This is a genomic window from Allorhizobium sp. GW101-3B10 (assembly GCF_059424725.1).
In genome coordinates this window covers 1-11,697 of sequence record NZ_JBWKZR010000003.1, presented here as the reverse complement: position 1 = coordinate 11,697, position 11,697 = coordinate 1, and the positions used below count along the sequence as shown (strand labels likewise).

Here is an 11,697-nt window from a genome sequence, read left to right as displayed (position 1 = left end):
GAAAATCGCAGAAACGTAGGAAAGCTTTCTTATAGGAGAGCTATTTTCTTATATTTTTTCTGCACTTAGGACTGCTCTGTAGAGCAGGCCCGCTATCGGCGATAGCCGCTTTTGCGCCAAGCCCTCGGGAAGTGAGGCCGAAGCCTCACCCGAAGGGATCGTATTCCGAGACGATCACGACCTCGTCGCCGTCGATTTCATCGGCGGGGACGGCGCCGAAGGTTCCATCCCCTGCCTGGAAGACGACGATCGAGACCATGAGCGTGGCGGCGAGGGAGGCTGCGAAGGCGTGTGCATCTTTGCGGGACATCTGTTTGGCTCCTGTCTTGGAGGCGGGGGACCATCCCCCGCGCGACAGGACCCCGCAGGCCCGAATACTGGCTGACATCACCGGGTACGTTCGGCTTGCCCGAATCCATCCGGCGGCACGGGCTTGCCCGTAGTCCGACCCCTCGCGGGTTGATCTCGAAGACGGGATTCGGGCCAAGGAAGGGAATGGCGAGCGGGGGATGGTCCCCCAACATCAGGAGCCGGTTGTCCCGCTGATGCTTGGAACGCCGCCAGCCTCCCGGCCACGCTCTTGGTTGAAGACTTCTTCTTTGGGGATGGATCCTTTGGTGCCCCGCGAACTCAAAGGACAGGGTTGTGATGGATGAGAGGCCCGAACTTTGGCGGGCCCCTCGGTTTCAGTTGGGCTCAAGCGGCCAGGTCCGCGCCCCCTGCCCTTTCGCCCTCTTCATCGCCAACGATTTCAAGTCGCGCATTGCGGTATCCTTCCTTGGCGATCCAAAGCTCGGCCGCAGTGACAGATTCCGCCAGATGCAGCAGCTCGGTGTTGCCGCTGAAGTCGAGGAGCACGCGCACCTGCCCGGGCTTCGGCTCCTCGGCCACCTCGAAGACCAGGGCGCTGTCAGCCGAATGGCTGCGCATGATGGTGACGAGGATCACCCCGTCCGAGGAGAAATTGCCCTCATGCAGCGTGAACGACGCGGGAGCCGTCCATGTCGGGTAAGGTCGGGGTGGCTCCTTTTTCACAAGACGGCCAACGCCGTTCGAGCGCTCCCAGGCCGCCAGCTTCTTGGTGAAGCGTGCCGGCGGCTTGGGACTACCGTCGGTGTAGCGAATGAGCGCCCCGAGGGGGGCGGTGTCGATGATGGTTGTTGCAGACATGATTCCTCATTCCGAATGCGAGCAATCGCACTCATCTTATTGATATTGTTATATTATAGGGTGATTGGGGGCGGAATATCCGCCCCCTGCTGGACTTCGTTACTCGGCGGCCAGCATCGACGCGCTTTCAGCAGGCAGGTCATCCGTCAGGAATGCAGTAAGGTCAGCTTCACTGACGCTGTCAGTCGCTTCGGCACAGTCCTCACCGTCCAGCGCCACGAGATCGTTCCGGCGCAGGACCTCGGGCAACCAGCCGCTGCCCTTCAGCAAGCGCTCGGCCTCACTGGCCATCTCACCTTTTTTCAGGTGATCGAGGAGCTGGGCAGTCCCCTCCCCTTTCGGGGTCAGGACAAGATTTGCGGAGAATCGTACGCTAAGGTCGAACGAAGCGTGAACTTCATGCGGCGCGCAGGATTCTTCCCGGAAACCGCAGCTCTCTAAAGCCGTCTGGCATTTGCTGCTCAGCGTCCCACGAGTAGATGCCGGTGAGATTGATGTGCTCCCAACTGAGCGGCGAGACATGTTTCAGCAGTTCGTCAGGAATATGCCGACCCTGCTGACGCAGGTGGGCCGTCGCCCGGCTGAGATAAACGGTGTTCCAATGCACGATGGCACTGACCACCAGATTTAACCCGGAGGCACGGTACGCCTGGCTGTCAAAAGAGCGGTCGCGGATTTCGCCACGCTCATGGAAAAAGACGGCGCGTTTCAGCTTGTGCGCGGCTTCTCCCTTGTTGAGGCCTGCCTGACAACGCCGGCGCAGCGCCGGGCTGGAATACCATTCGATCATGAACATGGTGCGCTCGATGCGACCGAGCTCACGCAATGCCTTGGCCAACTCACTGGATTTCGATGACGAGCACCACTTGAGGATCGTCGATGGTGCGACGGCACGCGTCATGATCGAGGCCGCAAGGCGCAGCAGTTCGTCCCAATGCTCCATGATGAGCGCGGTATTGATGGGCGCCCCGATATGATTTGCCAACGTCGGATAGCTATCGGCCTTCTCGAAGGTGTGGAACTTCCGGTCCTTGATGTTGCGAAGACGCGGCGAGAAGCGCCTGCCAATCAGGCAGAACAGCGCGAAGACATGGTCGCTAGCGCCGCCGGTATCCGTAAACAGCTCTTCGATCTCCAAAATGGTGTCGCGGTCGAACAAGCCGTCGAGAACATACACGGCCTCGCTTTCCGTCGGGCTGATCGGCAGGATGCTGTAGTAGCCGTATTGGTCGGAAAGCCCGCTGTAGAATTTCGTGCCAGGCTCGCTGCCATAGTGAAGATTGATGTCGCCGCGTCTGGCAGCCCGATCGCTGGCTCGGAAGAACTGCCCATCGGATGAAGCGGTCCTTCCTTCGCCCCAAATTTGCGAATGCGGATGTCTGGTGTGGGCGTCGGTCACGGCCGCCTGTGCCGCCCGGTAGGTGTCGGAGCGGGCATGGAAGCTACGCATCCAGCCGATCTGATGAGCGCTGATGCCCTTCGAGGCTCCGGCCATCCTTTTTGGGCCGAGATTCGTGCCGTCGGCAAGTACACCGGCCAGCATGGCAGCGACGTTTTGGGGCACATCGCCAGTTCGGACGTGGGTGAACTGGTCCGCAAACCCGGTCCACTCATGCACTTCCCGCAAGAGATCGGGGACCTCGACCAGGGGATACATCTCCGTGATTTCGGCATTGAGGGCTGCGGCTGCGGCTGCGGCCGGTACATTGCTGGCAAGCGGCGTCACGATCAACGTGCCATTCTCCATCCTCACACCATCGAGTTTCCCGAAACGGGCCTGCCAGGCCAAGCGTTTGAGGTTGGTGTCCATCGTCTGCCCAACCTCTGCCAACCAGGCAGCGCCATCGCTGGGAACACCAAGACCGAGCTGGTTTTCTTCCTTCAGGACGGCAAAGGTGGGTTTCGGCATCAGATCTTCATCGATCGGTCGAAACGATCGACTTCCCTCGACCCACACGTCTCGCCGATGCAGTCGGTCGCGCAGATGCGTGAGCGTTGCAATCTCGTAAAGCCGCCGATCCGGTTTTCCTTCTTCGAAGATGAGCTTTTTCTCGGTTGGCCCGAGATGGCCGACAGGCACGCGATCCGGCAGAAGGCGCCGGCCCTCTGCATAAAGCAATTGCAGAGCGGCGACCGCCGCCAGAAGCGGGTCGTGTCGGCGGCGAGATTTAAATGTGAACGCCTGAAGGAAGGACCCTGCAAACTTTCGGATATTGCCATGCTGCTCGACCGCCAGCACGAGAGGCGAAGCACCGGCACTTTCAACCATCGCTTCAAGACCGGGCTTGATCTGAAGCAGTCGATGCCAGCCAACTTGCCGATTGACCGTCGCAAGTGCATCTTCATCGGTGTCATTGGCAGTCTGCAGGGCGACAATCGTGTCGAGGAACAACCGGAGTGCCTGGGATGTTTCAAGGCGAACGTCCATATGGCGCTGCTTTTTCTGGTTGTTGACCTTCGAGTACAGCCGGCCCATCAGCTTAATGAACATCATCACTGCATCGTCGGTGAGCTTCTGGCCGATCTTGATGATCTGCGCCACGATCGTCGCGCGCCGCCGGCTGGCGCTATAGTCTTCGGCCAGCCAGGCCGGCGCTGCGTCGCCTTCGCGAACCATCTGCTCCCATCGCCCGGAGGAAATGCGGGCCTGTAACCGGGGATTGATCCCGAGCGAGCGCAGGAACGCGATGCGTTCCGTCAATCCGACCAGGTTGTCGGCGCCCGGAGCGTCGGGACCGGACCGCAGCCAATGAAGGCGCGTCTGCCCGATCGCAGGATCAACTTCTAACAATGCATCGAGGGTTTCGAGCTTTTCCGGATCGAGACCCGAAAGTAATGCGCTCTCGGCGCGACGACGGGCGATGCGGCGACCCGTCAGACCCAGGTGCTCGATCGTATTGATTGCCGGTAACAGAACTCGACGATCTCGAAGGGAACCGACAATTGCCTTGGCGATCGTCACTCCTTTATCTGTTGTCGCCGCAGCTTCGATCCCCGCCAGCAAGGCGGCGCGACGGTCCTGCGCCGTTGCACTTTTCATCCCGAGATATCCGAGAAGGTAAGCAGTATGCTCTCGGCGGGTTTCCTCACGCCGGGCATAAAATTCGAATAGGCGAGGATCGGCGTTTAACTGCCCAGCGACATAATTGAGCATCGCAGCGGGCGGGGTTTCGTTTGGTAGCAGTGTCCGACCGGGATAACGCATCAGGCAGAGCTGCACGGCAAACCCGAGCTGGTTATGTCCCCGTCGGCGAAGCTCGACTTCCAGCCGATCGGCTGGCGACAGAGAGTAGTGCTGGATCAGGCTTTCCTCATCCGTCGGAATATCAAACAGCCCCCGTCGATCCTGTGCATGAAGAAGCTTTCGTCGGGCCACCGTTTCACTCCTTTAGTACGCGCTGGGTGGCCGATCCTCTGTCCGAAAACGGACGATTCCGTACAGGGGCAAAACACCCTGTCCACAAATTATCTTGACAGGCTTTCGAACAGCAGCGATATTTCGGACATCCTATTCGGACGACATTGACACCATGCCACGCACCTTTGCCTATGTCCGCGTCTCCACGACCGGCCAGACCACCGAAAACCAGATTCAGGAAATCGAAGCCGCCGGCTTTCATGTCGAGCCGCGCCGGATTGTCACCGAGACGGTTTCTGGCAGTACCGCCATCGCGCAGCGCCGCGGCTTTTCCCGGCTCATGGACAAGCTGGAGTCCGGCGACATTCTCATCGTCACAAAGCTCGACCGCCTCGGCCGCGACGCGATCGACGTCAGCACCACCGTCAGGCGGCTTACCGAAATGGGCGTACGCGTCTATTGTCTCGCGCTCGGCGGCGCGGACCTCACCAGTTCGGCCGGCACGATGACCATGAACGTGCTCAATGCCGTCGCCCAATTCGAGCGGGATTTGCTGATCGAGCGGACACAATCCGGCCTCAAGCGCGCCAAGTCGGAAGGAAAGGCCCTCGGCCGCCCCTCGACGCTCAACGAAAAGCAGAAGCAGGATGTACGCGACGATCTTGCGAAAGAGATGAGCGTTTCGGCCATCGCCAGGAAATTCGGGACCAGCCGGCAGACCATTATGCGGGTTCGCGGCGAGGGTTCACGGTCCGTTCGACCTTAGCGTACGATTTTGCACTGCTCTTGTTCCGACCCCAACTCAATACCGTCGACCCACAAGTCTACCTGACCCGCACGCTCTCAGCCATCGTCAGAGGGCACAAGCAGAGACAGATCGATGATCTGCTTCCCTGGAATCATCTGGCCGCGTAACGTTTGTCAGGGACAGCGATAGGCCCACCAATGTTCTTCCAATTGTATTGTAGCCGCCGATTGCGCAGTGGTCAGCCCCGTGAGGTCAGCCATACGCCAACCAAGGTCACCGCCAGCCCGGCGAACATCGCGAAGGTCAGAGGCTCCGAGAACAACATCCAGGCCCATAGCATTGTCACGGGTGGGCTGAGGTAGATGGCGGCGCTCACCTTGGCAACCGGGAACAGCCGAAGACTGGTATAGTAGACCGCATACGCTAGGAACGTTGCGATCAGGACTAGCCAGACCATCCCGATTGCAAAGTCTCGGGTCATCGGGGGAGCAAGGCTCCCTTGCGTCAATGCGCACAGGCCGAAGAGAACCGACCCCATCAGCGTCTGGATGCAAAGGCTCTGGTGGACCGGCATGTGTTGAGTCTTGCGTCTCCTATGCAGGACCGAGGCGACGGCGAACACCAGCATCGAACCTGCCGTCAGACCGTACGCCCAGATCGGAGCGGTGCCGAAACTGAGGCTGTCGAAGGAGACGATCAAGACGCCGACGACGGCAATCGCGGTGCCCAGCCATTGCCGTTGCGTCAGCCGCTCACCGAGGACGGGCTGGGAAAGGGCGGCTATGGCGAGCGGAAGAAGGTCGGCGATAAGCGCGACCAACCCGGTTGGAACTTTCTGCTCTATGGCAAGCGCGAAGCCTCCCAGATAAAGGAAGACCGCCATGATGCCGAATAGCGCCTGATCCCTGACCGCACGCATCGATATCCTTGGTCCGATGGCCAACGCGAAGGGCAGGAGGATCAAACCCGAGAGCAAGGTCCGCCAGAAGAGCAGAAGCATGACGCTCGCCTCCTGGTTGGCATATCGAATACCGACAAACCCGGAACTCCATCCGATGATAAGAAGCGTGGCGAGCAATGGCCATAACAGAGGATGGCGACTGGCAGAGACGGAAGGTAGAGAGGTGTCGGTCATTGGGGCTCTATCGCGAGGAACACGATCTACGGGTACGGGCAAAGCGCGGAAATCGCACATGACAAATATCGATGGACGCATGACATTCTTTGAATCCCTGTCATGGTTTACAAGGTTCGTGGTAGGCTCGTTCCACGGACAATCAGACGGATATGACCATGAACGAACTGAACAGTCGCCGCCTCGAAATCGACGCTTTGCGGGCGCTTTGCGCAATCCGCCAACATGGCGGAATTACGAAAGCATCCGCCGCACTCGGTCTCTCCCAATCAGCGGTGAGCCACAAGATCAAAAGGCTTGAGGTTAGCCTGGATTGCGAGCTGCTCGGACGGAGGTCGGGAGGACCGATGTTCACAGCCGCTGGCGAAGACCTGCTGGACTACGCTGGCCGCATCCTTGGGCTGCACGACGAGGCGCTGATAAGTCTGTCCAAGACACCACTCGCGGGGAGACTTCTACTGGGGCTCACCGAAGACACTGCATGTACTGATCTCGCTCGCATTTTTGGCCGCTTCAAGCGGCTTCACCCAAATGTCGCGGTCCGAACCAAGGTCCGCATGAGCTTGGTCCTCCGCGCCATGCTGGAGCGCGGAGAACTTGATGCTGCAATCGTACAGGTCTTTAGCCACGAGGTGCGACCGAACGACGTGGTCCTGTACAGAGAGAGCCTTCACTGGGTGAAGCATCCAGAGTTGCTGATCCGGGAGGATGAACCGATACCCTTTTTGTCGTTCGACGATGAATGCTTCTATCGACAATGGGCACTCGACATTGGCCAGGAGAACTCAATTCTCGAAACCGCGTTCGAGTGTTCAAGCGCGGCCGGGATCGTGTCCGCCGTCAACGCCACAATGGGCGTAGCGTTGCTGAGTGACCGCCATCTCCGAGGGGAGATGCAGATAATGACCGACCGCCTGCCTCTGCCCCCGTCCTTGGCATACGTTATCCGGCGGGCTCGCAAGTCGAGAAATCCAGCACTCGATAGCTTGGTCAGAGAAATTGAGAGGGACATCGGTCGTCAGGGAGGATTGGCACTGGCTGGCTGACATGACTACGTCGACAATGACCTAGAGTTACCGCGCTCATCGACGCTGAGGTTCAAGGCATCGAAACTCAAGTCTCAGTCAAGGTGCGAGCGCAACACCGCTTACGCTTCACTAGGGCATACCCACTGAGACAATCTCCGTGAGACACCAATCAGTGTATCATTTAGGTCGGTTTTCGACTTATGGGACAACACTGAGGGCAGGTCTAGAAGCTATTGAGACGTCCTTGGTGCCTCTCAACTCATAGCAGATCAACAAACCGTGGGACGAAAGCTGCAAAAACGCCGCGCCACTACTGAACGACCACGCTCCCTACCCCCAAGCTTTCTGAGTCCCGACTCCAATGCAGGACCTATCCGTCTTGCGCGTTTCAGGCTGTCGCTGCCCCTCCCTGCGGCCGACCGCGCTTCCGAGTAGATAACATACGCCTCACTCATGCCGTTCGCTTGCCATTTTCTGAGTTGGCGCGGAGAAGTGACATGATCATCGGACCAAGAGAAAACTCACCAACTGCCGCACGTTTTGTCAAGTTTCGGAGATATCCACCTGCCGAATTGATATGCCCTGCCCTCTCCAAGATTGCAGCCATGGCAACCGCCGCGTTCTCCGGCCCCATCACCTCACAAGCTTCTTGGTAAGCCGACGGGCTAACGCCAAGCATTGATCGAACCACCACCGCGGCTCCCATCAGCTCGCGCCAATGGGAGATCGTGCCCCCGGGCCCGTAGTTCGAAATCTGCGGGCAGGCTTTCAGGACCATCGACAGCGGGAACGCCTTCATCTGTTCCGGCTTTGCCAACGGCTGAGCAACCGCTTTGGGTGCTACTTCCAGCTCGACGGCTCCGCCCTGCTCTTTTCCAGAGCTAGGTTCAAGTTCATGGATGGATTCGGGTTTTGAATTCTGTATGTGGCAGCCATTTTGAACAGCATTGCCGTCCATATTTTGAGAATCTAACTGATTTTCCAGAAGGTTGAGGATTTCGGTGCGCAAAAGCTGCATCTCGTCGAGGATTGACTCCACCTGGCAACGGTCAGGATTGCGGGGAAGTCGGCTGACAATGCCGACATACATGTCTTCGATGGCTTCCCAGTCGCCGTCAGCCCCCTCCTCCATCGCGGCGGAAATTAGCTTGCGTACATCACGCCGGCAGATAGTCAGCGCCTCTTTAGTTCGTCTGAACTGCAGGCGCTCAGCAGCGACTTCCTGTGCCAGTGCTGCAAGTTCCGCAGCGCGAGCCAAAAGTGGAGAAAGATCGAATCCAAAGGCCTGCTCGATATCGCCACCCTTGTCACGGTGAGCGTAGCGCTTGCCGTTCGGACTATCCTTGCGCTGGATGAGCCCGGCTTCGACCAAGGCAGCCAAATGCCGCCGCAAGGTCGTTCCGGTAATGCCGTGCGCTCTGACAGACAGCTGGGCATTGGATGGAAAGACCACCAATCCACTATCGCAGTTGAGCTCGCTCTCGGGATAAAACGTCAGCAATGCGTCCAGCACAGTCAACGCCCTGTCCTGGAGGCCAAGGCGTTCACGGGCCTCACAGGCGTCGCGAAACACTTTCCATTTTTCGACCGGGCGGTTTGGTTTCGTCTCGGACGTCTGGAGCTGTCTCTTCACGAGAGCAAGCACAGCCGGCCGCCGCCCAAAGGGCGTCGATACGTTTTCGGTCCGCATTTTCTCTTACCTTTCGTCAGGCAATAGAAAAACCCTCACCGAAACGGCGTCAAAAACTCTTGACGTGGATTCTTGGAAGTGCGAGTCTCACAACTGACCAAAGTGGAGAAGGCTCTTCGGAATTCGTTTCGGGGGGCTTTTTCTTTGCCGTTTATTTTTTGTTTGATAAACGTCGAACGGCTCAGTTCAGGGATTATCTCCTTCCGTATCGTGCTCTCGAAACTCTTCATAGAGCGCGTCTAGTCTGCCGGAAACGAAGAGGGCAAAGTCAGGAACGGCTTTTTCCTCAAAGGTGATTGTCGTCTTGCCCTCCTTGGCCTCGATCCGGGCTCCGCGCTTGCCTGAGGGGGTCTTCCATGCTTCGACCTTGCCGCGTTTACTTTTCTTGCCGCTCTCATTGAGAGCGCGAAGTAGCGCGTCGAGCCGAGCGTCACTGCTCAACTGTTCTTCGGCATAGCGAGACAGCAGTTCGTGAGCCGTAGTCACCTTGGCCGACGTTGCCAATTGTTCTACCAATGCCATCCACCGAGCGCGGCCGGCTTTAGGCGCGGGGCCGATGAGTTTGACCAAATTCTCGGGCAACTGGCGAGCAATGGCGATATAGCGACTGACATCCGCCTTGTCGGTCACAAGAGCCGAAACTATGGTGGCCCGATCGCACCCATTATCCTCCAGATTCTTCGCAAAAAATGCCTTCTCGATGAAGGAGAGGTCCTTGCGGTCCAAATTCTCGCGACCCTGAGCGATATAGAGCTGGCTGTCCGACAGGCTTCTAACAATCGCTCGAACCGGAAGGCCGAGTTTCTCGGCTGCTTTAAGTCTCCGACGCCCATATGCAATCTGGAAGCGGCCTGAAACTTGGGGGTTCGGCCGAACCAGAATAGGGACCTGCTGACCATGTTCAGCGATACTCTCGACTAATGCATTGAAGTCCGGATCAATATCGAACGGGATGCGATCGACAATTTTTGAGCTATCAATCGAAGATGTATCGACTGAAATAACCGATTCGCCTTCTGCTAGTTGTTGCTGAAGCTTAGTCGCTTGCTTCGCATTCTCCGCCATTTCGTGAAGCGAGGACCCCATCGCTGAGATCGCGCCAGTGCGGACTCGGTCTGGCGACTTCGCCGCCGATGATGCGCTAGCAATAGGCTTTTTGAGAAACAGAGAATCAATCGAATCTTTGCGGCTCATGGCGCTTCTCCTGAGCGATATATGCCAGACGTTCTGTCGTTGTTGGGAGCTCCCAACTGAAAGAGAGCCGCACCTTGCATATGTTTGATCGATTTCATTGTTGGGAGCTCCCAACAACACCGCACTCTTGACGATGGAAGCGACCAAGACGGCAGCTCATGCCCGCCCCCAAGCTTGCTTGATCAATGCCTCTACTTCCGAATTGACCGCCTCCAGGGATTCCATGGCTCGATCATAGGTAGACCGTGTCATGTTTTCTCGACCTATTTCGTAGAGCGTTTGCTTCGTCAGACCCGCGTCGGAAACGGCCGCTGATTTCACCATGGCATTGGTGAGCACATGATCGTCGAAGAGGTTTCGAAGGAGCGCCGCAACCTTTGTCTGAGGTGCATCCTGCGGCTCGTATCTCGTGAGGAGATACCGGATGAAGTCGTACTTCAGATCCCCGCCAGCATCACGCACAACGCCAAGGAGGTCGCGTGTCATTAGTAGAAACTGACTCATTGACGAAATGTCGAGCATCTGAGGGTGAATGGTAATGATCATCGAAGTCGCGGCACATAGCCCGCTTAGCGTGAGAAAGCCGAGCTGTGGGGGGCAATCAATCAAAACGACGTCATAATTGTCGGCGATTTCATCCAGCGCAGAGGCAACACGCGTAAAGAACAGGGTTTCGCCCGACGCCCCGGTGCTAAGGGCTCTCGGTGTCGTGTGTTCGAACTCCATTAGTTCAAGATTACCCGGAACCAAGTCCAAGCCGTCAAAATAAGTGGGCCGGATCACTTCAGACAGTGGACGACGTTCTTCATCGTAGCGAATGGCAGCGTAAAGTGTTTGATTCGACGCAACGTCCAGCTCCGGGAGCACCCCAAGAAGCGCAGACAGGCTCGCTTGAGGATCTAGATCCACCGCGAGCACACGATAGCCCTGAAGCGCCAGAAACTGTGCCAAATGTGCGGTCGTTGTCGTCTTCCCTGAGCCGCCCTTGAAGTTCGTTACTGCCAAGACCTGGAGGTGCTCGCCAGAACGACGATGAGGAATAAATTCGATACTCTCTCTGCCGCGCGTCGATTGAGCCAGCAAACGACGAATCTGATTAATTTCGGCCAAATTATAGAGTCGCCGTCCATTGCTTGTAGTTTCGGGCTGAGGACCTTCACCTGCTAAAGTCATCTTTCGCAATGTTGAGTCAGACACGCCGATTAGCCGTGCAGCCTCGCCTGACGTGAACTTACGAAGCACCTTTTGCGATGACGGTGGAAACAGAGCTTCACTCATCGACTGAAGCTGCGAGGTCAGCAGTTCCGCCTGCTCACCGATTGTTTCATCAGCACTAGGAAGTGCGTGTCGGTTCACGTTTTTTGCCACACTCAC

9 protein-coding genes and 2 pseudogenes are annotated in these 11,697 nt (G+C 57.6%); 3 read left to right on the top strand and 8 right to left on the bottom strand.

The features are described from left to right. Positions 1 to 145 precede the first annotated feature (145 nt). From AC07Y0_RS25505 to AC07Y0_RS25490, 4 genes and pseudogenes are all read right to left on the bottom strand, one after another. A complete protein-coding gene (locus AC07Y0_RS25505) occupies positions 146 to 310 on the bottom strand; it encodes a hypothetical protein (RefSeq protein WP_007803240.1) in 165 nt (54 codons plus the stop codon). 386 nt (positions 311 to 696) lie between these two features. Beyond that, a complete protein-coding gene (locus AC07Y0_RS25500; protein ID WP_498680562.1) occupies positions 697 to 1,170 on the bottom strand; it encodes a UCP036055 family protein in 474 nt (157 codons plus the stop codon). A 99-nt stretch (positions 1,171 to 1,269) separates the two neighbouring features. Then, positions 1,270 to 1,509: pseudogene (locus AC07Y0_RS25495) on the bottom strand (DNA-binding protein); the annotation flags it as partial. 58 nt (positions 1,510 to 1,567) lie between these two features. Then, positions 1,568 to 4,546 (bottom strand): Tn3 family transposase, encoded by a 2,979-nt coding sequence (locus AC07Y0_RS25490; RefSeq protein WP_498680561.1) that lies wholly within the window; start codon positions 4,544 to 4,546, stop codon positions 1,568 to 1,570. A gap of 154 nt (positions 4,547 to 4,700) precedes the next feature. Here AC07Y0_RS25490 and AC07Y0_RS25485 point away from each other — a divergent pair, with 154 nt between their 5' ends. Next, positions 4,701 to 5,294 (top strand): recombinase family protein, encoded by a 594-nt coding sequence (locus AC07Y0_RS25485; protein ID WP_312361635.1) that lies wholly within the window; start codon positions 4,701 to 4,703, stop codon positions 5,292 to 5,294. Between the two features lie 35 nt (positions 5,295 to 5,329). Beyond that, positions 5,330 to 5,443: pseudogene (locus AC07Y0_RS25480) on the top strand (transposase domain-containing protein); the annotation flags it as partial. A gap of 71 nt (positions 5,444 to 5,514) precedes the next feature. Here the strand turns inward: AC07Y0_RS25480 and AC07Y0_RS25475 are convergent. Continuing rightward, positions 5,515 to 6,411 carry a DMT family transporter gene (locus AC07Y0_RS25475; protein WP_498680560.1) on the bottom strand — a complete coding sequence of 299 codons (897 nt, stop codon included), beginning with the start codon at positions 6,409 to 6,411 and terminating at the stop codon, positions 5,515 to 5,517. Between the two features lie 158 nt (positions 6,412 to 6,569). Here AC07Y0_RS25475 and AC07Y0_RS25470 point away from each other — a divergent pair, with 158 nt between their 5' ends. Next, positions 6,570 to 7,457: a LysR family transcriptional regulator gene (locus tag AC07Y0_RS25470; protein ID WP_498680559.1), complete on the top strand. Its 888-nt coding sequence runs from the start codon at positions 6,570 to 6,572 to the stop codon at positions 7,455 to 7,457. Between the two features lie 433 nt (positions 7,458 to 7,890). Here the strand turns inward: AC07Y0_RS25470 and repC are convergent, their stop codons facing one another. The 3 genes from repC to repA form a co-directional block, all read right to left on the bottom strand. After that, the gene (gene repC / locus AC07Y0_RS25465; protein ID WP_498680558.1) at positions 7,891 to 9,129 is read right to left on the bottom strand and encodes a plasmid replication protein RepC; all 1,239 of its coding nucleotides are present in this window, start codon (positions 9,127 to 9,129) and stop codon (positions 7,891 to 7,893) included. A gap of 186 nt (positions 9,130 to 9,315) precedes the next feature. Then, the gene (gene repB / locus AC07Y0_RS25460) at positions 9,316 to 10,323 is read right to left on the bottom strand and encodes a plasmid partitioning protein RepB (protein ID WP_498680557.1); all 1,008 of its coding nucleotides are present in this window, start codon (positions 10,321 to 10,323) and stop codon (positions 9,316 to 9,318) included. Between the two features lie 156 nt (positions 10,324 to 10,479). After that, the coding region (gene repA, locus AC07Y0_RS25455; protein ID WP_498680556.1) for a plasmid partitioning protein RepA at positions 10,480 to 11,697 on the bottom strand (1,218 nt) is incomplete at its 5' end.